Here is a 22330-nt window from a genome sequence, read left to right on the forward strand (position 1 = left end):
AATGAGAATTCTGGTAGATAATGATGTTTGAGACGTTTAGAACCTGGTTCCACCGGATGGGCTCTCCTAAGTGGTTTTACGATATCACTGGGCGCTGGATTCCCTGGTTTGGTGGTATTGCTGCTCTTTGCTTACTGGTTGGTACTGTCTGGGGGTTGTTTTTTGCCCCTCAGGATTACCAGCAGGGCAATAGCTTCCGCATCATTTATATCCATGTGCCAGCGGCAATTCTGGCTCAGTCGATTTTCTTTACTATGGCCATTGCTGGCGGTATAGGATTAATCTGGAAAATGAAAGTGGCTGATATGGTGGCGAAATCCTGTGCGCCAATTGGTGCCACCATGACATTTATTGCTTTATTCACCGGGGCTGTATGGGGTAAACCGACATGGGGAGCCTGGTGGGTCTGGGATGCCCGACTGACATCTATGCTGATTCTGCTGTTTCTGTATTTTGGTGTGATTGCTTTGCAGTCTGCATTTGACAGTAAGCAATCAGCTGCCAGAGCCAGTGCTATTTTGTCACTGGTCGGTGTTGTTAATATCCCAATTATTAAATATTCCGTGGAGTGGTGGAACACTCTGCATCAGCCAGCAACCTTTACGCTGACTGAAAAACCGGCGATGCCCATGGAAATGTGGATGCCATTGCTGGTGATGGTGATTGGCTTTTATTGCTTCTTTGCCACAGTGCTGATGATGCGTACCCGCAATGAAATTCTGGAGCGGGAGAAGCGTACACAGTGGGTTCAGGGTTTATTGAGTAGTCAGTGATGCATTTTGATTCTTTTGCCGATTTTATCAGCATGGGGGGGCATGGCCTGTATGTCTGGATGGCATACGGCCTGACAACAGTGCTGTTAGTCATTAATTTTGTTTTACCTGTGATGCACAAGCGTCAGTTAGTCAAGGAACAGGCGCGTAAGATGCGTCGGGAGCAGCAGACACCATGAACCCGAAACGTAAAAAGAAACTTATTCTGCTCAGTTCTATGGTGGTTGCCGTCGGAATTGCTGTTGGCCTTGTACTGTATGCGTTGTCAGAGAACATTAATCTGTTTTATACGCCGACTCAGATTGCTGAAGGCGAAGCTCCTGTCGGGCAACGTATCCGTGCCGGAGGCATGGTTGTTGACGGCAGTATTAAGCGGGCGACTGACAGTCTGATGGTTCAGTTTGCTGTAACGGATTATAAGCATGAAGTGGTAGTGCAATACACAGGTATTCTGCCTGACCTGTTCCGTGAAGGTCAGGGTATTGTCACTATGGGGGCTATGGATGCTGAGGGAATTTTTCAGGCATCTGAGGTACTGGCTAAGCATGATGAAAACTACATGCCGCCAGAGGTTGAAGAGGCACTGAAAGCCAGTGGCCATCAGGCAACCGCTCAGCAATAACAGACACCGCGTTATTTCCATATCAGCACAGCCTTCGGGCTGTGTTGTGTTATCTGATCTGCCGAGGTTGATATGACCGAACTCATGATCCCTGAACTGGGGCATTATGCGCTGATTCTCGCGTTGGTGATGTCTTTTATTCAGGCCATTGTTCCAATGCTGGGAGCCCAGCTGAAAATGACCAGCTGGATGAGCTTTGGACCATCGATGGTCTGGGGACAATTCTTCTTCACCACATTGTCATTTCTGATTCTGACTTACGCGTTCATTGCCGATGACTTTTCGGTGGCCTATGTTGCGAATCATTCTAATACGGCGCTACCGACACCTTACAAAATCAGCGCGGTATGGGGAGGGCATGAAGGTTCTTTATTGCTCTGGGTCTGGATTTTATCGGCCTGGACGATGGCTGTAAGCCTGTTCAGTAAGAGCCTGCCGGAAGATATGCTGGCCCGGGTCTTGTCTGTGCTGGGCCTGATCAGTATCAGTTTTATCTCTTTTGTTCTGTTAACGTCAAATCCGTTTGAGCGTCTGTTACCTCAGATTCCGCCAGAAGGGGCTGACCTGAACCCTCTGTTGCAGGATTTTGGTCTGATTGTTCACCCGCCAATGCTGTATATGGGGTATGTCGGTTTTTCTGTTGCTTTTGCCTTTGCGATTGCAGCTTTGATCAGTGGACGGCTGGATACAGCCTGGGCGCGCTGGTCTCGTCCGTGGACCAGTGTTGCCTGGGCTTTTCTGACTCTGGGTATTGCTCTGGGTAGCTGGTGGGCCTATTACGAACTGGGCTGGGGCGGCTGGTGGTTCTGGGACCCGGTTGAGAATGCGTCTTTCATGCCCTGGTTAGTCGGTACGGCGCTGATGCATTCTTTGTCAGTGACAGAAAAACGAGGTGTGTTTAAAAACTGGACTGTATTGCTGGCAATCTTTGCTTTCTCGCTGAGCTTGTTGGGTACTTTCCTGGTACGTTCTGGCGTACTGACGTCGGTACATGCTTTTGCAACGGATCCTGAGCGTGGCTATTACATTCTGGCTATGCTGGCAATCTGTATTGGTGGCTCTTTTGTGCTGTATGCCTTGCGAGCGCCTGAGATTAAAGCGAAAGTTGGTTTTACCTGGCGTTCCAGGGAGGCTTTATTACTGATCAATAACATCCTGCTGGTTGTGGTGATGGCAACGGTTCTTCTGGGGACCCTGTATCCTCTGCTGCTGGATGCCTTAGGCTTGGGAAAAATTTCAGTTGGACCTCCGTACTTTAATGCTCTGTTCGTACCTTTGATGAGTTTGCTGGGTATCTTTATGGGGCTTGGTGCGGTTTCCCGCTGGAAAGATATTAGTGTGGATGTGCTGAAACAGCGTGTCTGGCTAGCCGGTATTATCAGTGTGGTTGTTGGCGCGGCTCTGCCTTTTATCTGGAATGGTGAGTGGAATGGTTATGTCTTTGTCGGCATTATGCTGGCGTTATGGATTACCCTGACTCAGCTCAGAGACATGACGGACAAGCTGAAGCATAAAGGCTGGAGCGTAAAAAGTCTGAAAGGGCTGGGGCGCAGTTACTGGGGTATGGTACTGGGACATATTGGCGGAGCCATCACAGTGGTCGGTATGGCTATGGTGTCGAACTACAATGAAGCCCAGGATATCCGTATGGAAGTGGGTAGTGTTGTTGAAGTGGGAGCTTACCGCTATGAAATGACTGATATCCGTCATGCTGAAGGCCCTAACTGGACTGCAGAAGAGAGCGTTATTAAGGTCTGGAAAGGTGATTCTCTGATTACAGAGTTACATCCGCAGAAACGCCGCTATACCGCACGCAATCAGGTGATGACTGAAGCCGCTATTGACTGGGGTATTTTCCGGGATATCTATGTGGCGATGGGTGAACCTCTGGGGGATGGTGCCTGGGCAATCAGGGTTCAGCATAAACCTTATGTACGCTGGTTATGGATCGGGGGCGTCGTAATGACTCTGGGCGGATTGCTTGCTGCAATGGATAAGCGATACCGTCGTATGGTTGCCCGTAATTCTCAGACGAAAAAAGATAAACAACTGGCAGGAGCTTCCGCATGAAACGTCGTTTAATCCTGTTTATTCCTCTGATTGTCGCTCTGGTACTGGGCCTGTTTCTCTGGCAGGGACTGAAACTTGACCCCAGGGAATTGCCCTCTGCACTGATAGGTAAGCCTTTCCCTGAATTTACACTGAGTACCGTACAGGATAAGAACGCTCAGATGACTCAGGACGCTCTGAAAGGTCAGGTATCTCTGGTAAATGTCTGGGCAACCTGGTGTGTGTCCTGCCGACAGGAGCACCCGGAGCTGGTACGTATTGCTAAAGAGACAGGTATTCCTGTTTTCGGATTAAATTATAAGGATACTCGTCCGGAAGCGATTCGCTGGCTGGATGAATACCTGGACCCGTACCAGTTCAGTTTGTTTGACGCTGATGGTCGTGTCGGGCTGGATCTTGGAGTCTATGGTGCACCTGAAACTTACATCCTGGATAAAGACGGTATTATTCGCTATCGCTTTGTAGGGGTGATTGATCGCAATATCTGGCTGAATGAGTTACTGCCGGAGGTGAACAAATGGCGATAAATCCACTGGTTCACTGGCGGCAATCACTGCTGGCCATCACCCTGGTGCTGTTTGCTTCTCTGGCTCAGGCAACCATTGAAGCAATGGAGTTCAGAGATGAAGGACTCAGAGAGCGTTATCAGCACCTGGCTTTTATTCTTCGTTGCCCGAAGTGCCAGAATCAGAACATTATTGATTCGGATGCACCCATTGCAGCCGATTTGCGAAAACAGGTTCACCGCTTACTGCACGAAGGTTATCCGGACGATCAGATTATCGATTTCATGGTCGCCCGTTACGGTAACTTTGTGTTGTATGAACCTCCGGTGAATTCACTGACTTACCTGTTATGGTATGGCCCGGCTGTGTTGGTCGTGATTGGTGCTATTGTTGTGATCCTGCTGTTAAGAGGTCGCAAAAACAGTACAGGTAAACAGGAATCAGATATCTCTGAGGCTGATCGTGAGCGTCTGAATAATCTGCTGAAAGATAAGCGAAACTGATATGAATACACTCTGGATTGGCATTGCGGCACTGACTGCTATGTCTGCGATTTTTGTGCTGTTGCCTCTGGTCAGAAAGCGTAATGTGACATCTGAGCTGAGCGAGTCTGAGCGTACGGAACAGAACGTAGCTATGTTTCGACAACGGCTGTCAGAACTGGAAAATGAACTGACGCAGGGTAACCTGATGCCTGAACAGTTTGAGCAGATGAAATCAGAACTGGAACAGACCCTGCTCGATGATGTTGGCGATAAAGATGCGCCTGTGCTTCGCTCGACTCGTCCCGGATGGGTGCTTAGTCTGGCTCTGGCAGCTATGATTGCAACAGGTTCGCTGGGCTGGTATCTGACAAAGGGCAATGCGATGGCCCTGGAAATGACTATGGCCCGGCAGAATGGTCAGGTACCTTCGGTCGCTGAGCTGACAGAGAAGCTGGAACAGACTCTGGCTCAGAACCCGGATAGTGCTGAAGGCTGGTATCTGTTATCCCGAACCTACATGAATCAGGGGCGCTTTAATGATGCTGCCAGAGCACTGGAAAATGTAATTCGTCTGGATCGTTCTGCGGCAGCACTGGCGCAGTATGCTCAGGCACTTTACTTTGCCAACCAGAATCAGATGAACGCCCGGATCGATCAGTTGCTGACAGAAGCACTGGCACTGGACCCGAACGAAGCGGCAGCCCTGGGAATGCGGGGAATTGAGGCATTTGAAGCCGGTAACTATCAGCAGGCCATTGCCTTCTGGCAGCAATCTCTGCCTCACATTACAGATCAGAACAGTATCGCGGCATTAAATGCTGGCATTGCAGAAGCTGCGAAACGCCTGAAAGCCTCTGGCGTTGCACTGGACCCGGCTCTGGCTGGAGCAAGTATTACGGTTGAGGTCAGCATTTCTGATGAAATGAGAGCGAATACCAGCCCTGAGGATACGGTGTTTGTATTTGCCAGAGCACCTCAGGGTGGCCCTCCAATGCCTCTGGCTGCTGCCCGCCTGACTGTGGCAGATCTGCCTGTACAGATCACTCTGGACGACACCATGGCGGTAGCACCTATGGCGCGTTTATCCAGTGCAAAAGAGGTTAATCTGGTTGCCAGGGTGGCAAAAGCTGGTACACCGGAACCGCAGCCAGGAGATTTACAGGGGCTTCAGGGACCTTTCCCGGTATCTCATCCGGAAACTGTCCGGCTGATAATATCTGATCGTATACAGTAATTGCGTACTGTATTTATATACTGCACAATGCAGGTTTTACAAAGCAGGGCACAAGCCCTGCTTTGTTCTTTTGTGCGGTAGAAAGTTTTTGTTAGCAAACATCTTTATGTTCTGCTTTTGTTGGTCGACATACGTACTTTGTCCCATCTTTTCTGATTTTCTATCTGGATTCATCTGTTAGCAGGTAACAACCGGCTATGCGCCTGAAGTGTATTCGTCTCGCTGGCTTTAAATCTTTTGTTGATCCGACCACGGTGCCATTTACGAAAAATATGACCTGTGTTGTCGGACCAAATGGTTGTGGCAAGTCCAATATTATTGATGCTGTACGCTGGGTTATGGGGGAAAGCTCAGCAAAACATCTGCGCGGTGAGTCCATGACCGATGTGATCTTTAATGGATCTACTGCCCGAAAACCTGTTGGACAAGCTTCAATTGAGCTGGTGTTTGATAACAGCGATGGCAGTCTTCAGGGGCAATATGGTCAGTATGCTGAAATCGCATTGAAGCGTCAGGTAACCCGTGAGGGGCAGTCCAGCTATTTTCTGAACGGCACTAAATGTCGTCGAAAGGATATCACTGAAATTTTTCTGGGTACTGGCCTGGGCGCGCGCAGTTATGCCATTATCGAACAGGGCATGATTTCCCGCCTGATTGAAGCCAAACCTGAAGAATTACGAACCTTTATCGAAGAAGCCGCAGGTATTTCCAAATACAAAGAGCGTCGTAAAGAGACTGAAAGTCGCATGCGCCGCACTCAGGAAAACCTGGATCGTTTGCTTGATATCCGGGAGGAGCTGGAGCGTCAATTACAACGTTTACAGCGTCAGGCAGAAGCAGCCCATCGTTATCGTGAACTGAAAGCACAGGAGCGTCGTTTAAAAGGTCAGTTACGGGCTATTCGATGGCGTGACCTGGATCATCAGGTCCGGCAGTTTTCTGGTGTGATTGGTGATCTGGAAATTCAGTCTGAAAAACATCTGTTTGCTCTGCGCCAATCAGAAACTGAGATTGAAGAGAGCCGTCAGCAGCACCAGGAAGCTAATGATCAGCTGGAAAAAGTACAGGCGAGCTTTTATGAGCTGGGTAATCAGATTACCCGGCTGGAACAGCAAATGACCCACCGGCAGCAGCGTGGACAGCAGTTGCAGATTGAAATGGGTGAGGTTGATCGCCATATTCAGGAAAACCTGCAGGAACAACAGCAGGATAAGAGCCGTCTGTCCGATGTTGAGTTGACTCTGGCTGAGCTGGAACCTGAGTTCGAAATGCAGCAGGAAGCCAGTGAAACTCTGGAACTGAGTCTGGAAGAAGCAGAAGAAAATGTTCAGCAATGGCAGCATCGCTGGGATGGATTTAATCAGAAAGCTCAGCAATATCAAAGAGACGCAGAAGTTGCTCAGGGGCGTATTCAACAGCATGAGAGAAGCCTGCAGGATCTGAAACAACGTCAGCAACGTTTGCTTGATCAGCAAAGCACTCTGGAGAGTCCGAAAGAGCAGGATGAAGAGCTGGAAATGATGCAGGAGACAGCTCTGGAATATGAGCTGACACTGGAGCAACTTGAAGAAAAAGCCTCTGTGCTGAAAGAGCAATTACAGCATTGTCGCAATCAGCTGACTATGCAGCAGCAACAGCTGGATCAGACCCGGGAACAGCAACAGATTAACCGGGGACGTATGGCATCACTACAGGCATTGCAGGATGCGGCTCTGGCCAGTGATGACCAGAAACAGCAGGACTGGCTGAAACAGCAGGGGTTAGCCAATGCGGTCAGACTGGCTCAGCAATTAAGTGTTAATGAAACCTGGTCGCTGGCGGTAGAAACCGTACTTGACTCCCAGTTGCAGGCAATCCGCTGTAAAAGTCTGCAACTCCCTGAATTGGCCGGGCAGTTGGACGGTCTGGAGCAGGCTGAGTTGTCATTCAGTCTGACTGATCATGTATCAGGGCTGCCATCAGAACAGACTCTGGCTTCTCAGGTAACTTGTGATGGCGCTATACCTGAAGTGCTTTTTCGGGTAGTGATGGCCCATTCTCCTGAACAGGCTATGGAACGCCTGGCACGTTTACCGGATGGCTTCTCTGTGATTACCGCTTCTGGAATCTGGATTGGTCCGGGTTGGCTCAGGTATCAGAAAGGTAATCATCAGGCTCAGGGAATGCTGAACAGAGCCCGCGATATAGACGCTCTGCAGCAAGAACTGGAATTGAATGACGGCCATCTGTCTGAACTTGAGGCGCAGCTCCAACTCAAGCGCGAAGAACAACAGAATATTGAACATCAGTCTGCACAGGTTGCTGATCAGCGGATGTCTGTTCAGCAGCAGAAAGGAGAGCTGGATGGTCAGATTAAAACCCGGCAGATGAAGCTGGAACAGTTTAATGAGCGTCAGCGCCATCTGAGCGAAGAGCTGGATCAGGTCAGGCATAAACTGGAGGAAGAGCAGAGCCTGCTGGAAGAATCCAGGGAAGAGTGGCAACTGGCACTGGAACAGACTGAGTTATTCGCTGAAGAAAAAGAGGAACTGCAGGCCGATCGTAACCGTCATAGGGAAGAGTATGACCGCCAGAGGCAAATGGTTCGTTCAGAAAGGGAAAAACTGCATCAGTTGGCACTGAAAAGGCAGGAACTCACAGGCCAGCAACAACTGGCTGCAACAGGTATTGAGCGCATAGAGCAACAACTGGAGCGTCTGAGAGAAAAGCGTGAACAACTGACAGAAGAGCTGGAATTGCTGCGAGAACCCGCGGAAGGGGGGGATGATCTGCTGGATGAACTGATTGAGCGGCGAACAGAGGAGGAGCAGAAACTGATCCGATTCAGAGATCAGGCTCAGCAACTGAACGAAGCCATGCGTAAAATGGAAAAATCCCGTTCAGAGCATGAAAGAGATCTTGAGCGGGTTCGGACTGAGCTGGAAAAGATGCGTATGCAGCAGCAGACACTGTCGGTTCAGCGTGAATCGATCAATGAGCAGCTGGATGAAATTGGTGGTGACCTGCAGGAGTTACTGAGAGAGCTTCCTGAAGAAGCTACTGCGAGTGTCTGGCAGGATCGTCAGTCAGAAGTCACAGAGAAGATTAAACGCCTGGGGGCAATTAATCTGGCAGCGATTGAAGAGTATGAGGCTCAGCTGGAGCGTAAGCAGTATCTGGATGCTCAGAATGACGAACTGACTGAAGCACTGGATATGCTGGAAAATGCTATCAGAAAGATTGATAAAGAGACCCGGCAAAGGTTTAAGCAGACTTTTGATGATGTTAACAGCTGGTTGCAGCGACTGTTCCCGAAAGTGTTTGGCGGAGGCAGTGCCTGGCTGGCGTTAACCGGTGACGATATGCTGGAAACCGGTGTGTCTATTATGGCCCGGCCACCGGGTAAGAAAAACAGTACGATTCATTTGCTGTCCGGTGGTGAAAAAGCCCTGACGGCGATTGCACTGGTTTTTTCTATTTTTCAGTTGAATCCGGCACCCTTCTGTATGCTGGATGAGGTAGATGCTCCATTAGATGATGCAAATGTTGGGAGGTATGCCAATATGGTTAAAGAAATGTCGACTCATCTACAGTTTATTTATATCAGTCATAATAAAATTGCCATGGAGATGGCTGACCATCTGATGGGTGTCACCATGCAGGAGCCTGGTGTATCCCGCATTGTTGCGGTAGATATTGATGAAGCATCGGCATTAATTGATGTTTAGCAGACTGCATGTATAAAAAGTGTACAAACTATCGTAAAATAGTGATTAATTGACGTTTTTTATTGACAGGATTTTTTCTGCATGGGTTTACAAGAGTTGCTGATTGTTCTTGGCGGCGTGGTGATTGTGCTGATTATTGTCGATGGTATCCGACGTATGCGCAAACCGACTGAGCCGGATCAGCCAGAAGAAGAAACAGAATCTGATCCGGAAGATAAGGCTCGCCGGGAGGAGATTCGACGCGAACTGCCTAATGGCGGAGCTCGAGTGGTAAAAACTCATAATCCGGAAACGTTCGAAAACGATCCATTTCCAGTCCTGCGCAATGAAGTTGAGATTGATGCCAACTACGTACCCTCAGAGCAGACAGATGCTCAGGAAGATAAGATATCTGATAAAGCTTCTTTTACAATGCCTGAGCAGATGATGCCGGAGGCGACTGATAATGTCCATAGTGAATCATCTGTTAATATCGATAATCCTGCACCTGAGCCAGAAATAACGGCTCAGCAGACGGTTTCACCGGATGATATTCCGGAAGAGATAGATAGAACGGACAGCGCCTACTTTGATCATTTCTGTCAGCCTGAATCAGCCGAAGCTGATATTCAGGCTGAGATGCCCGCCACAGCCCCTGCTCCGTCAGCATTGGATGAGCCTGTTTATTATGCTGAGTCTTCTGAGCCGCCTTCTGCTGGTGAGGCTACAGCGATAACGCCTTCTGAGGGTAGTATCTCTTATGATAATGGCGTGGCTGCCGGCACTGCGGATAGCTTTCAGCCTGTTCAGGCTGATGATCATGGTTATGTTACGCAAGTTAATTCGTTCGAATCGCAATCGGGTTATGAACCTGAAGAGATTGTTTCTGACTATTCTGATATTTCAGGTGATTCGCCTGCAATTGCTCCGGTATCTGCTCCGGAAGACACTGTATCTGAAGATATTACTGTACCGATGGAGGAAGCCTTCCGGGAGGAAGTCGAACGCCGGGCTGATTCAGAAGAGGCTCTGCAGCAGGAAGTGGCTCAGATGTTTGAGCCTAAAGAGCCAGAAGCCAAAGAAGATCCGGTTCAGGCTGCCATACGTCGGATTAAGGGTAAGCACACCGGTCCAAGGCCTTCTGAAGTGGCAAAGCGTCGCCTGAAAAGTGATCTGGATAAACAGGCTCCGTCAATTACCGTTCCCCCCGAGCCTGCTGCTGATCCCGGAACTTTTGTTGCTGAAACATCTGAATCTGTTGAAATGATGAATCCGGCAAATATTCCGGGTATGGTATCTGATGCTATGCCACTTGAATCGGCTACGACAGCCAGGCCTGTACCTGACAATGGGGTTCGTATCAGAGAAAAACCCGTCAAACGTAAGCCTGTGATGTCTGAAGAGGAAGAGCGTTCTCAGTTCGCCGGAGCATCTGAGTTAATGATTCTTCATGTTAAGTCAAAAGATCCGGCTGGCTTCCCGGGAGCGACATTGCTGCACATTGCTCTGGCGTGCGGCATGCAGGTTGGAGAGATGCAGGTTTTTCACCGTTTCAGGAAAACCGATACCGGTCCAAAAATAGAATTTTCGATGGTTAGCTCGGTTAATCCGGGTACCTTTGATATTGATTCTATTGATGAACTCTATGTACCAGGTGTGTCTTTTATTATGGCTCTGCCTGCTCCTGAGAGCAGTCAGGAGTGCTTTACTCTGATGCTGGAAACGGCGAAAGTCGTCGTTAAAAACCTGAATGGTGAACTGCGGGATGAAAACAGAGGTGTGATGACTCCTCAGACTGTGGAACATTACCGGCAGAGAATTCAGGATTTTGAACGCCGTCGCCAGCTGGCTGAAAAAGCGGCGAGTCGTTAATACGTTTGCCTGCTTGTTGTTCTGATGTGAATTGCCTTATAAAAGGTCACAGAGATGTGACCTTTTTGACGTTTATCCCGAATAACTGATACTGAATTATCCACATGCCTGGCCTGACTGTTTTATCGACTACCTGATCCCGGGTTTTTGTTACCAGAACTATAACGAGTTCCCTCATGCCGTTACTCCAATCCGAAGATATGTTTTCTGACTCTGATGCTGCGAAAGAAGTAGCTGAGTTAACAGCTCAGCTGAATGATCATAATTACAGATACTATGTCCTGGATAATCCCAGTATTCCGGATGCAGAATATGATCGCCTGATGCGACGTCTGCAAGATCTGGAGGATGCTCATCCGGAGTTAAGAGTTTCTGATTCTCCTTCTCAGCGAGTGGGTGCATTGCCGTTATCCGAGTTTTCTCAGGTGCAGCATGTTATCCCTATGCTATCGCTGGATAATGCGTTTGGTGATGATGAATTTTCAGCATTTGATCGGCGTCTGAAGGACCGTCTTAAGTCTGATGAAGACATAGAATTTGCCTGTGAGCCTAAACTGGATGGTATTGCGTTGAGCCTGCGTTACGAAGAGGGCTTACTGGTTCAGGCTGCTACTCGTGGTGATGGGCAAACTGGTGAGGACATTACTCAGAATGTCAAAACCATCGGTTCTGTACCTTTGAAACTTCTGGGTGAAAATCTGCCACCGGTATTGGAAGTGCGTGGTGAAGTTTATATGCCAAAGACAGGGTTTGAGCGGTTGAATAGGCTGGCTGCTGAAGCCGGAGAAAAGGTTTTTGTTAATCCGCGTAATGCCGCTGCTGGCAGTTTGCGCCAGCTTGATAGCCGGATCACTGCCCGGCGTCCATTAGAGTTTTGTGCTTATAGTGTTGGCGATGTATCGGCTAACTTCCTGCCTGATAAGCATGCTGATATCTTGCAGATGCTGAGTGAGCGAGGATTTCGTCTGAACCCGGAGCTTCGTGTTGTAACCGGGGTGCAGGCTTGCCTGGAATATTATCGTGATTTAGGTGCCCGTCGCGATGAGTTACCTTTTGAAATCGATGGCATTGTCTTCAAGGTTAACGAGCTGGCATTACAGCAAAAGCTGGGTTTTGTATCCAGAGCTCCTCGTTGGGCTATTGCTTATAAATTTCCGGCCCAGGAAGAGATGACCGAATTGAAAGAAGTTGAATTCCAGGTCGGCCGTACCGGAGCGATTACACCGGTTGCTCGCCTTGAGCCGGTATATGTTGGTGGTGTGACCGTATCTAATGCAACCCTGCATAATGCTGATGAGATTGAGCGTCTTGGTGTGATGATCGGGGATACTGTTGTGATACGGCGTGCGGGCGATGTTATTCCCCAGATTGTTTCTGTGGTACTGGAGAAAAGGGCAGGCAGAGATAATTTGAAAGAGATTACTTTTCCGGATGCCTGTCCGGTCTGCGGTTCTGAAACAGAGCGCGCAGAAGGCGAAGCCGTTGTACGCTGTGCCGGGGGACTGGTATGTGGTGCTCAGCGTAAGGAAGGGCTTAAACATTTTGCATCCCGTAAAGCACTGGATGTGGATGGCCTGGGCGATAAGCTGGTTGAAATGCTGGTGGATCAGGGGTTGGTGCAGTCTTTGCCTGATCTGTTTCATCTGGATGTGGATAAAGTGGCTGCTCTGGAACGGATGGGGCCTAAATCTGCTCAGAATCTTGTTGATGCACTGGAGAAGAGTAAACAAACGACTCTGCCTCGTTTCATCTACTCTCTGGGAATCCGGGAAGTAGGTGAGGTCACTGCCAGTCAGCTGGCGAAATATTTCCTGGCACTGGATGCAGTCATGGCTGCAACTGAGGAACAGTTACTGGAAGTACCGGATGTTGGCCCTGTCGTTGCTCATCATATTGTGACCTTTTTCCGTCAGGAACATAACCTGGAGACACTGAAGGCTCTGATAGCTGAAGGAATCCACTGGCCAGAGATTGAGGCGGCTCCTGCAGCAGAAGAGCTGGCACTGGCTGGTAAAGTGATTGTGTTGACTGGTACGCTCAGCACTATGGGACGCAGTGATGCAAAAGTCCGTCTGGAAGCTCTGGGTGCTAAAGTAACCGGGAGTGTATCTAAGAAAACAGACCTGGTGATTGCCGGAGAGGCGGCGGGTTCAAAGCGGGCCAAAGCGGAACAACTGGGCATCGATATTCTGGATGAAAGCGGTTTGCTGGATTTACTGGCTGAGCATGAGTAAAGTACCCCGCTAATAAAATCGGGCAGGGAATGTTGAGGGGATTCTTTCTGTGAAGAGTAAAGGTGTGTCGGAGACAGTTCGTCGAGGTTCTGTACCCATTGTGATGGCTTTAACACTGAGCGGGCTGGCGGGGTGCGCTGTTGCACCTCCGAACAATACCAGCAATGCCTGCGATATTTTTACTCAGTATCCTGATTGGTATGCTTCAGCTAAAGCGTCGGAAAAGCGCTGGGGAACGCCTGTGCCTATTATGCTGGCGATCATCAATCAGGAATCAAACTTCAGAGCGGATGCTAAGTCCGGGCGTTATGACTTCCTGGGAATTCCTCTGTTCCGGAAGTCGACATCATATGGTTATGGTCAGGCTCTGACATCAACCTGGGATGATTATCAGAGTGCTACTCAGAAACCGCTGGCACGACGTAATAGTTTCCATGATACCGTCGATTTTATCGGCTGGTATAACTATCAGAGCTATGAGCGCAATAAGATTGCGCGCAATGATACCTATTATCTTTATCTGGCCTACCATGAAGGGCATACCGGATATGCCAACCAGACCTATAAAGATAAGCAATGGCTGAAAGATGTTTCAGATAAAGTGGCCAGACAGGCTATGACGTATGACCGTCAGATGAAAGAATGCCGGACTCGATTTGATCCGGATGCATCTGGCTGGTCACTATTCCGTTGATATCCAATCTGATTTTGTCATCAAAGCCAGTATGTAACTACCTTTACAAGGCATATTATTATGATTGAAGTGCCATACCGGGATATTTCACCGGATGCACTGCAAGGATTGCTGGAGGACTTTGTCACACGTCAGGGATATGACACTGCAGAAACGGAATTAAGTCTGGAAGATCTGGCTGCTCAGGTACGCCAGCAGCTGATCACAGGACAGTTGACCATCGTTTATGATGGTGTGACAGAGTCTGTGACAGTACTGACTAAACAGGAGTATCATGCTCGTTTACAGAGTGCCGGATTAAACTCCTGATGGCTTACACGGTGAGCAATGCAAAGGGTCTGTGTTGTACAGGCTCTTTTTTCATTTTGTCCTGATGACCTGTCTCTCTTCTGAATATCGACAGCATACTACATGCTGCCCAGCAACAGATATCCGTGAAAAAGCCTTGTCATATTGCAAGTGCGGAACTGACAATGCTCCGAAGTATAATTACTTCGATTTCAATCATCATACCGATCAATAGTTTTATCAGTGATATCACTCTGGAATGATTTTTCTTCACTGGATTATTAACTACCCTGATTAATGATGTGCTTTATATGAGTATTCAAGGGTGTGTCCCGGAACTGGCCATGATATGGACGACAGGATAAGTTTCTGGCGCTTTAAAGGTCTCTATCTGTTTTCCTCTGGCCTGGAGTAATCGAAAGTAATCCGATAAAACATCAGAGATTATGAATCCTGATACGGGTTACTAGCGTATATGAAATCAAGCTAGCGTTAAATGATCAGGTAGCGATTGTATGCTCTGGTCCGATTGGTATTTTAACAATACGGATCATGCCTGATAGATACAGACCTGTCGGCTTTTAATGGGACGACTATGAAAAAGATTATTCTACTCAGTGTACTTGCAGCCGTAATCGCTGTGTTTTTTGCCTTTGATCTGGACCAGTATCTGACACTGGAAGGATTAAAAGCCAGTCAGCAGCAACTGGAAACCTGGCAGACAGAATCACCTGGGCTGACAACGCTGGTGTTTTTTCTGGTGTATGTTGCTGTAACGGCCTTATCGTTACCTGGTGCGACCATTATGACTCTGGCGATTGGGGCTGTATTTGGTCTGTTCTGGGGGCTGGTACTGGTATCTTTTGCTTCAACTGTCGGGGCAACTCTGGCCTTCCTGGTAGCGCGTTTTGTGCTGAAAGACAGCGTACAGGCAAAGTTTGGTAATCGGTTAGAAGCGATTAATCAGGGGGTAGAGCGTGAAGGAGCTTTCTACCTGTTTACCCTGCGTCTGGTGCCAGTGGTGCCTTTCTTTCTGATTAACCTGTTAATGGGCCTGACCCCAATTAAAACCCGGACTTTCTACTGGGTGAGTCAGCTGGGTATGCTGCCAGGTACTCTGGTGTACGTTAATGCCGGTACTCAGCTGGGTCAGGTGGATAGCTTAGCTGGCATATTATCGCCGGGTATTATCCTGTCATTTGTACTGCTGGGTATTTTTCCGATTCTGGCGAAAAAATTGCTGGATCAGATCAAACAGCGCCGTGTTTATCAGGGCTACCAGAAGCCTGCCCATTTTGATCGTAACCTGGTGGTGATTGGTGGTGGTGCGGCAGGTCTTGTCAGTGCTTATATTGCTGCAGCAGTCAAAGCGAAAGTGACTCTGATTGAAGCCCATAAAATGGGTGGTGATTGCCTGAACTATGGTTGTGTGCCATCTAAAGCGCTGATTAAAAGTGCCAAAGTGGCTCAGCAGATGAAAGACGCTGAACACTATGGCCTGGAATCGGTACAGCCTCGGTTCAGTTTCCGCAAGGTGATGCAGCGTATCCATGATGTGATTGCAAAGGTTGAGCCCCATGACAGTGTGGAGCGTTATACCAGCCTGGGTGTTGAAGTGTTGCAGGGCTATGGCAAAGTAATTGATCCCTGGACGGTAGAGGTCAGGCTGAATGATGGCGGTGTGCAACGTCTGACAGCCCGCTCGATTGTGATTGCTGCCGGTGCTCAGCCATTTGTTCCACCGATTCCGGGGATTGAAGATACAGGCTATCTGACCAGTGATACTCTGTGGGAAGAACTGGCAAAAGAAGACGATATTCCTGAGCGTATGGTATTGCTGGGTGGCGGGCCTATTGGTTGTGAGCTGGCACAGAGTTTCGGGCGGCTGGGCTCCAGGGTGATTCAGGTGGAGCGTAATCCACGTCTGATGATGAAAGAAGATCCGGAAGTGTCAGAGCTGGCTAAGGCCGCGCTGGAGAAAAGCGGTGTGACCGTACTGACCAGCCATGATGCGGTGCGTTGTGAACTACGTGGTGATGACAAGGTACTGATTCTGAGTTATCAGGAAAACGGTGAGCCAAAAGAGAAAGAGATCGTCTTTGACCGTCTGATCTGTGCTGTAGGGCGTACTGCCCGTCTGACCGGTTATGGTCTGGAAGCTCTGGGTATTGAAACGGAGCGCACTGTGATTACGAATGAGTATCTGGAAACCCTGTATCCGAATATCTACGCGGCGGGTGATGTGGCCGGACCTTATCAGTTTACTCATACTGCGGCACACCAGGCCTGGTATGCGGCTGTGAATGCGTTGTTTGGCGAATGGAAGAAATTTAAAGCAGATTATTCGGTGATTCCATGGACTACCTTTATTGATCCTGAAGTGGCTCGTGTTGGTCTGTCAGAATCAGAGGCGAAAGAAAAAGGTATTGCTTACGAAGTAACCCGTTATGGCATTGATGATCTGGACCGGGCTATTGCAGACAGCACGGCAGAAGGTTTTGTTAAGGTGCTGACTGTACCGGGCAAAGATAAAATTCTGGGCGTCACTATTGTGGGTATCCATGCGGGTGATTTGCTGGCTGAGTTTGTGCTGGCGATGAAACAGGGACTGGGCTTGAATAAGATTCTGGGTACGATTCACACCTATCCGACTCTGGCGGAAGCCAATAAATATGTAGCCGGTGAATGGAAAAAAGCCCATGCACCGGAAAAACTGCTGGCCTGGGTTGAGAAATATCATGACTGGAAGCGTGGTAAGCCCCAAACAGGTTCTGCAGCGGAAAAGAGCCGTGCTCACTCTGGTAATCAGGCCTGAGATAATTGATTATCCGAGTCTGAAACCTTATAAAGCAGACCTGAGTAGCAGAGTGCTACTCAGGTCATCTGGTACTCAGTGTCATAGGCATCATACTGGATAATATGAACAAGGATGACTTTTTGTTCTATTGGGGGTCGCTATCGATGGCCTGCTCATGATGGTTGCTGAGGGTATCAGAGGAGGCTTGTCCAGCCAGATCCCGAGTATTTTTCTGAATTGTAACTGAAGCAAAGATACTCAGAATAAAAGACATGCCGTAAAAGCCTTTTTCACTTGGAGTCAGCGTGGCATTCCAGAGACCTGTCACCAGTAGAAGTATGGCGGCAATCAAAGACAACCAACATAACAGATAGTAAATTCGGGTGACGGGAATACCTTCCATTTTATCCCGCACAGATTTCTGCAGTGATATCGCAGCGAACAGACCAAATAACATAACGGTCAGGTAATAGCCTTTTTCATTTAGCGGCATATCCGAGTTCCAAAGACCTGACAGATAAGCCCCCAGTCCGGCTGATAAGGCCAGCCATGAGGCTGCGACAAAAGTCGGAGTAGGTTGATTGACCGGTTGATTCGACATGTTGTCTGATACTCCTTTTCCAGAATGGTTATCGCATATTACACATCTGATCTGCTATTCGCTATGAAAGCTCTGATCTGATATTGCCCCCCTGTGCCAGGATAGTTGTCCAACCAGGAATATTTTATTGGCCTTAAGGAAAGCTTAAGTCTGTTGCGCCAGGCTTATAGTCAGCAGAACCGGATAGAGGGGCAGGAAATGTTTCAGAGCCTGTATGCACTGGTTATGGTATATATCGTGATTTTGCAATTACTGAGCAGTTTTTAAAATAGATATGATAATTCGGGAATAACAGATGCGAATTTTACTGGTGGAAGATGAAATATCTCTGGGGGAAGGTCTGCAGACGGCGCTGAAACCAGAAGGGTATACTGTTGACTGGTTAAGTGATGGCGCACAGGCTTTGCAGGCTCTGGAAACAGAAGTGTTTGATCTGGTGATCCTGGATCTGGGTCTGCCACGAATGGATGGCCTGACAGTACTGAAAAAAGCCCGGAGTAAAGGAAAGGATCTGCCCGTTCTGGTTCTGACGGCACGCGATGCGATTCAGGATCGCATTGATGGCCTGGATTCAGGGGCTGATGATTACCTGACAAAACCATTTGATCTCACAGAGCTTAAAGCCCGTCTCAGAGCGCTGCTCAGGCGTAGCTCCGGTCGTTCTCAATCCCTGATCGTTTTTGGAGATATCAGCCTGAACCCGGCAGGCCAACAGGTGTACTATCAGGGAAACCCGGTGAACCTGACACGTCGGGAATATACGTTGCTTCATGAGCTGATTAGCCAGCCTGGACATGTTTTTACTCGGGATACACTACAGCAATTGTTATATGGCTGGGATGAAGATGTAGAAAGTAATGCAATGGAAGTGCATATTCATCATCTTAGAAAGAAGCTGTATTCAGAATTGATTCGCACGATCAGGGGGATCGGTTACGTGATCGATCCGCATCATTAATCTGTACTGTGGTAACTCTGTTGTTTTCAGTCTGAAATAATGCATCACTCTGATTGTTATCGTCAGAGTGTTTTTATCCGGAGAATCTGTCTTGCTCAGAACCTGTCTTTGTTTCAGCCGCTCATTAATCAGCCGTGTTACCCCATCTATGCCGGCCTGGCTCTCCCGGCGTTTGCCTCAGTCGATTCGTCGTCGGACTCTGTTGGTTGTACTTTTGCTGCTGACATTTTTTAGCCTGCTGATCAGTATTATCAGTTTTAAAGATGCCAGTCATGAAACAGAAGAATTGTTTGATGCCCGGCTGGCACAGCAGGCGCGTATTCTGCAGGCTTTAACCCTTGGGATTGATGCTGCTGATTTACCCGAGCAGAAAAAGCAGGCTTTGCAAACCAGCATCAGTCATGCTCTGATCCAGAACCAGGAGAAAGCGCACAAATATGAGAATAAAGTAGCTTATCAGGTCTGGCGTCGGGAGGAGCTGCTATTCCAATCTGACAGTGCGCCCGCAGGACAGTTGAGTACCAGGCAGAAAGGATTTGATCAGCGTGAGCACCTCAGGTACCAATGGCGGACATTTACCCTTTCAGATTATCAGAGTGGTATCAGGGTGATTGTGGCCGAACGAGAGGATGTTCGTGGTGAACTGGTTGATAAAATTGTGGCACAGACCCTGGCTCCTGATCTGATTAGCTTGCCGTTAATGGGGATTCTGATGTGGTGGGCAATTGGTTGGGGGCTGTCTCCTTTGCAACATCTTGCCCAACTAATCCGTAATCGTGATCCGGGTAATCTGGAAGCAATAGAACTCAGACCGTTACCTGATGAGCTGGCTCCTGTGCAATATTCTCTGAACAGTCTGCTGGAACAGATTCGTAGCATGATGGCCAGAGAGCAAAGGTTAATTGCTGATGCGGCTCATGAACTTAGGACACCGCTGGCAGTACTGAAAATTCATGCTCAGAACGCAATGCAGGCAGAAACATCAGATGACAGAAATCAGGCCCTTGAGCAGATGGTGAATGGGGTTGACCGTTCAGCACGCATTGTCTCTCAGTTGTTAACTCTGGCGCGTCTGGAGCACCAGCAGGGAGATGAGGCTTTTATTTCAACTCAACTGATACAGGAGAGTCGTCAGCAGCTGGCTCAGTTAATGCCTCTGGCATGGGATAAATCTGTTGAGGTCAGCCTTGAAGCAGATGAGACCCTTAACTGGGAGACATATCTGGAAAAAGGCTGTCTGGAAATTATTCTTCAGAACCTGGTTAGTAACAGTGTTAAATTCTCGTCGGAAGGCAGTGATATACAAGTGGAATGGCAACAGAGTGATGATGGATTTTCTTTGATTGTCAGAGATAAAGGGCCTGGTGTACCCGATGAAGTACTGAATCGGATGACGGAACGTTTTTTCCGCTCTGGTCATGGGGCAGGAGCAGGGCTGGGGCTGTCTATTGTACAGCGTATTGTTGAGCGTCATGGAGGGAGTATGCGATTAAGTCATGCATCTCCCGGATTACGGGTTTGTCTGGTTTTCCCGCGCACCGGGCTAGTCGATACAGGAGCTAATTCAGAGTTTTTCAGTTAAACTTCTTCACAATTTAATAAAGAAAATACTTGTTTTTGAGCGGCAATTCTGATCAGGGTTTTGCCGCTTTTTTATAGATAACACGCAACGAGCTGCCGCTTCCTTAAAAATAATTGTGTCTTTAGTAATTCCTTTTTTGCGGTTTTATCGTTTTTTGTTTGGTTTTTTGCTGATTTTATCATCCTTTTTTCTGATCTTTTTCTTTTGGCATAGCTTGTGCTTTGACAGGAAGTAGATAAAGAGTAAGGGGGTAAAACTATGTTAGGCCAGATCCTTAAAAGCACGCTGGGCATGCCTGCAAATATGCTGTCAGTGTCAAAACCTGATCCTAATGCCAGAGATGCCACAGATAAACGGCATCAGGATTTTGAAGAGTCTGCAAAGCATCACTATGAAAATATTGATCTGTCTGCAGCGGGTAGAAATTTAAAAAATACGGAAGATGAAATTGGCGTTGACTGGAAAGGGGTTACAACTCTGGCCGGGCGGCTGAATAGTAATCTGCAGGCTGTGTTTACCCAGTATGGCATTGACACCAGTAAACCAATCAGAATTAACGTTAATCCCTTTACGGGCGTGCCTGTGGTTGGAGATCATCCGGATAAAGATCGTATTACGTCGTTGTTGCAGAATAAACCAGAAATTGTAAAACAGATTCACACGATTAACTCTGTTGCCAGCTACAGTCATCAGGCAGCTCAGAGAGAGAATCCACCGCCATCGGCGCCTGTATCACCTCAGGCTAGTCGTGTTCAGTCTGCTTTGAACCAGTATGCGCAGAATTCGCAGACCAGTCTGGTATCGATTCAGTACGATAAGCTGAACGGTCTTATTGTGAATGTTAATAATCAGTCAGTGACTTCTGTTCCGGCAGAAAGTGCCTGATATGCTGCTGTTAAGCTGACAGAGCTTCCGGTGTCCCTGCTCTTTAAAGTCGGGGTTCTGTCCTGCATACCTGCGACAGAGCTGTATCTGTCTGCATGGTATATCAGAATAAAAAATGCCCCTGAGTTTTCAGAGGCATTTTTGTTTCGCATTTCAGTTAATTAATCCAGTCGCATTGCATCCGGATTTACTGAAATTAAGACAGAGCAGCAAATACTTTGTCGCGAATATCGCTGACAGAGCCAACACCTGCAATATAGCTATGTTTAGGCGCTGCATCCGCATCCTGAGCTTCCCATGACTTGTAGTAGTCAACCAGTGGGGCTGTTTGCTCATGGTAAACGCTCAGGCGGTGACGAACCGTTTCTTCCTGATCGTCTTCACGCTGAATCAGATCTTCACCGGTTTCATCGTCTTTACCTTCCACTTTTGGTGGATTAAAGACAACGTGGTAAGTACGACCAGAAGCAGGGTGCACACGACGACCACTCATGCGCTTGATGATCTCTTCGTCTTCTACTGCAATCTCTACGACGTGATCCAGCTGAACGCCAGCCTCTTTCATCGCATCAGCCTGCGGAATAGTACGTGGGAAGCCATCAAACAGGAAGCCTGCTTTACAGTCGTCCTGAGCGATACGCTCTTTTACCAGGGAAATGATCAGGTCATCAGAAACCAGGCCACCAGTTTCCATAATCTCTTTCACTTTCAGACCCAGCTCAGTGCCCTCTTTCACTGCAGCACGCAGCATATCACCCGTTGAAATCTGTGGAATACCATATTTCTCACAGATGAACTGAGCCTGCGTACCTTTACCTGCGCCTGGAGCGCCCAATAAAATCAACCGCATGGAGTAATGCTCCCTTCTAATTATTTAAAACACTTATTTATTCTGTTCAGGTAAACCGGCAGTTGGGCTGGTTTACCCGGAAATCTGATATCTCATGCCGGAATCAGGGAAGCCATAGATATATCGATGTTAGGATATATGGTTCGGGAGCACTCAACCCCGAAATCTTTCCCTTCCATTAGCTACTCCAGAG

The 22330-nt window shown here is 48.2% G+C and carries 19 protein-coding genes; 17 read left to right on the plus strand and 2 right to left on the minus strand.

The features are described 5' to 3' along the window. Positions 1-56 precede the first annotated feature (56 nt). From H4O21_RS03550 to H4O21_RS03610, 13 genes are all read left to right on the plus strand, one after another. Entirely contained in the window at positions 57-773 is a 717-nt protein-coding gene (locus H4O21_RS03550; protein ID WP_255487117.1) for a heme ABC transporter permease, read from the plus strand. After that, positions 773-952 carry a heme exporter protein CcmD gene (gene ccmD / locus H4O21_RS03555; RefSeq protein WP_182807471.1) on the plus strand — a complete coding sequence of 60 codons (180 nt, stop codon included), beginning with the start codon at positions 773-775 and terminating at the stop codon, positions 950-952. The genes H4O21_RS03550 and ccmD overlap by 1 nt, the downstream gene beginning before the upstream one ends. Beyond that, complete coding sequence (gene ccmE, locus H4O21_RS03560) at positions 949-1395, plus strand: cytochrome c maturation protein CcmE (RefSeq protein WP_182807472.1); 447 nt, start codon at positions 949-951, stop codon at positions 1393-1395. The genes ccmD and ccmE overlap by 4 nt, the downstream gene beginning before the upstream one ends. An 84-nt stretch (positions 1396-1479) precedes the next feature. Further along, a complete protein-coding gene (locus H4O21_RS03565; protein ID WP_182807563.1) occupies positions 1480-3465 on the plus strand; it encodes a heme lyase CcmF/NrfE family subunit in 1986 nt (661 codons plus the stop codon). Further along, positions 3462-3992, plus strand: a complete 531-nt coding sequence (locus H4O21_RS03570) for a DsbE family thiol:disulfide interchange protein (protein WP_182807473.1) — start codon at positions 3462-3464, stop codon at positions 3990-3992. The genes H4O21_RS03565 and H4O21_RS03570 overlap by 4 nt, the downstream gene beginning before the upstream one ends. Further along, positions 3983-4474: a cytochrome c-type biogenesis protein gene (locus H4O21_RS03575; RefSeq protein ID WP_182807474.1), complete on the plus strand. Its 492-nt coding sequence runs from the start codon at positions 3983-3985 to the stop codon at positions 4472-4474. The genes H4O21_RS03570 and H4O21_RS03575 overlap by 10 nt, the downstream gene beginning before the upstream one ends. A 1-nt stretch (position 4475) precedes the next feature. Beyond that, positions 4476-5690: a c-type cytochrome biogenesis protein CcmI gene (ccmI, locus tag H4O21_RS03580; RefSeq protein WP_182807475.1), complete on the plus strand. Its 1215-nt coding sequence runs from the start codon at positions 4476-4478 to the stop codon at positions 5688-5690. A gap of 197 nt (positions 5691-5887) precedes the next feature. Continuing rightward, complete coding sequence (gene smc / locus H4O21_RS03585) at positions 5888-9397, plus strand: chromosome segregation protein SMC (protein ID WP_182807476.1); 3510 nt, start codon at positions 5888-5890, stop codon at positions 9395-9397. A gap of 81 nt (positions 9398-9478) precedes the next feature. Beyond that, positions 9479-11248 carry a cell division protein ZipA gene (zipA, locus tag H4O21_RS03590; RefSeq protein WP_182807477.1) on the plus strand — a complete coding sequence of 590 codons (1770 nt, stop codon included), beginning with the start codon at positions 9479-9481 and terminating at the stop codon, positions 11246-11248. Positions 11249-11424: 176 nt separating this feature from the next. Beyond that, complete coding sequence (gene ligA, locus H4O21_RS03595) at positions 11425-13482, plus strand: NAD-dependent DNA ligase LigA (protein ID WP_255487118.1); 2058 nt, start codon at positions 11425-11427, stop codon at positions 13480-13482. 64 nt (positions 13483-13546) lie between these two features. Next, positions 13547-14176, plus strand: coding sequence for a transglycosylase SLT domain-containing protein (locus H4O21_RS03600; RefSeq protein WP_368737513.1), 630 nt, complete (start codon positions 13547-13549; stop codon positions 14174-14176). A gap of 60 nt (positions 14177-14236) precedes the next feature. Then, positions 14237-14485 (plus strand): YheU family protein, encoded by a 249-nt coding sequence (locus H4O21_RS03605; protein ID WP_182807478.1) that lies wholly within the window; start codon positions 14237-14239, stop codon positions 14483-14485. Positions 14486-15059: 574 nt separating this feature from the next. Further along, complete coding sequence (locus tag H4O21_RS03610; RefSeq protein WP_182807479.1) at positions 15060-17279, plus strand: dihydrolipoyl dehydrogenase family protein; 2220 nt, start codon at positions 15060-15062, stop codon at positions 17277-17279. A 127-nt stretch (positions 17280-17406) separates the two neighbouring features. On the opposite strand, the gene yiaA is transcribed toward H4O21_RS03610, so the two are convergent. Then, positions 17407-17862, minus strand: a complete 456-nt coding sequence (yiaA, locus tag H4O21_RS03615) for an inner membrane protein YiaA (RefSeq protein ID WP_182807480.1) — start codon at positions 17860-17862, stop codon at positions 17407-17409. Between the two features lie 105 nt (positions 17863-17967). Here yiaA and H4O21_RS03620 point away from each other — a divergent pair, with 105 nt between their 5' ends. The 4 genes from H4O21_RS03620 (at position 17968) to H4O21_RS03635 (ending at position 21287) form a co-directional block, all read left to right on the plus strand. Beyond that, on the plus strand, positions 17968-18129 hold the full coding sequence (locus H4O21_RS03620; protein WP_182807481.1) for a hypothetical protein: 162 nt from the start codon (positions 17968-17970) through the stop codon (positions 18127-18129). Positions 18130-18157: 28 nt separating this feature from the next. Continuing rightward, entirely contained in the window at positions 18158-18820 is a 663-nt protein-coding gene (locus H4O21_RS03625; RefSeq protein WP_182807482.1) for a response regulator, read from the plus strand. A 91-nt stretch (positions 18821-18911) separates the two neighbouring features. Continuing rightward, positions 18912-20402 (plus strand): ATP-binding protein, encoded by a 1491-nt coding sequence (locus H4O21_RS03630; protein ID WP_182807483.1) that lies wholly within the window; start codon positions 18912-18914, stop codon positions 20400-20402. A gap of 258 nt (positions 20403-20660) precedes the next feature. Then, entirely contained in the window at positions 20661-21287 is a 627-nt protein-coding gene (locus H4O21_RS03635; RefSeq protein ID WP_182807484.1) for a hypothetical protein, read from the plus strand. Positions 21288-21483: 196 nt separating this feature from the next. On the opposite strand, the gene adk is transcribed toward H4O21_RS03635, so the two are convergent. Then, the gene (gene adk, locus H4O21_RS03640) at positions 21484-22137 is read right to left on the minus strand and encodes an adenylate kinase (protein ID WP_182807485.1); all 654 of its coding nucleotides are present in this window, start codon (positions 22135-22137) and stop codon (positions 21484-21486) included. Positions 22138-22330 lie beyond the last annotated feature (193 nt).

The sequence above is a fragment of the Oceanospirillum sediminis genome (assembly GCF_014164585.1).
GTDB lineage: Bacteria > Pseudomonadota > Gammaproteobacteria > Pseudomonadales > Halomonadaceae > Oceanospirillum > Oceanospirillum sediminis.

Excerpts from the sequence above, each read along its gene's own strand:
- H4O21_RS03550 (WP_255487117.1), top strand. The coding sequence starts at position 57 with ATGGGCTCTCCTAAGTGGTTTTACGATATCACTGGGCGCTGGATTCCC.
- ccmD (WP_182807471.1), top strand. The coding sequence starts at position 773 with ATGCATTTTGATTCTTTTGCCGATTTTATCAGCATGGGGGGGCATGGC.
- ccmE (WP_182807472.1), top strand. The coding sequence starts at position 949 with ATGAACCCGAAACGTAAAAAGAAACTTATTCTGCTCAGTTCTATGGTG.
- H4O21_RS03565 (WP_182807563.1), top strand. The coding sequence starts at position 1,480 with ATGATCCCTGAACTGGGGCATTATGCGCTGATTCTCGCGTTGGTGATG.
- H4O21_RS03570 (WP_182807473.1), top strand. The coding sequence starts at position 3,462 with ATGAAACGTCGTTTAATCCTGTTTATTCCTCTGATTGTCGCTCTGGTA.
- H4O21_RS03575 (WP_182807474.1), top strand. The coding sequence starts at position 3,983 with ATGGCGATAAATCCACTGGTTCACTGGCGGCAATCACTGCTGGCCATC.
- ccmI (WP_182807475.1), top strand. The coding sequence starts at position 4,476 with ATGAATACACTCTGGATTGGCATTGCGGCACTGACTGCTATGTCTGCG.
- smc (WP_182807476.1), top strand. The coding sequence starts at position 5,888 with ATGCGCCTGAAGTGTATTCGTCTCGCTGGCTTTAAATCTTTTGTTGAT.
- zipA (WP_182807477.1), top strand. The coding sequence starts at position 9,479 with ATGGGTTTACAAGAGTTGCTGATTGTTCTTGGCGGCGTGGTGATTGTG.
- ligA (WP_255487118.1), top strand. The coding sequence starts at position 11,425 with ATGCCGTTACTCCAATCCGAAGATATGTTTTCTGACTCTGATGCTGCG.
- H4O21_RS03605 (WP_182807478.1), top strand. The coding sequence starts at position 14,237 with ATGATTGAAGTGCCATACCGGGATATTTCACCGGATGCACTGCAAGGA.
- H4O21_RS03610 (WP_182807479.1), top strand. The coding sequence starts at position 15,060 with ATGAAAAAGATTATTCTACTCAGTGTACTTGCAGCCGTAATCGCTGTG.
- yiaA (WP_182807480.1), bottom strand. The coding sequence starts at position 17,862 with ATGTCGAATCAACCGGTCAATCAACCTACTCCGACTTTTGTCGCAGCC.
- H4O21_RS03625 (WP_182807482.1), top strand. The coding sequence starts at position 18,158 with ATGCGAATTTTACTGGTGGAAGATGAAATATCTCTGGGGGAAGGTCTG.
- H4O21_RS03635 (WP_182807484.1), top strand. The coding sequence starts at position 20,661 with ATGTTAGGCCAGATCCTTAAAAGCACGCTGGGCATGCCTGCAAATATG.
- adk (WP_182807485.1), bottom strand. The coding sequence starts at position 22,137 with ATGCGGTTGATTTTATTGGGCGCTCCAGGCGCAGGTAAAGGTACGCAG.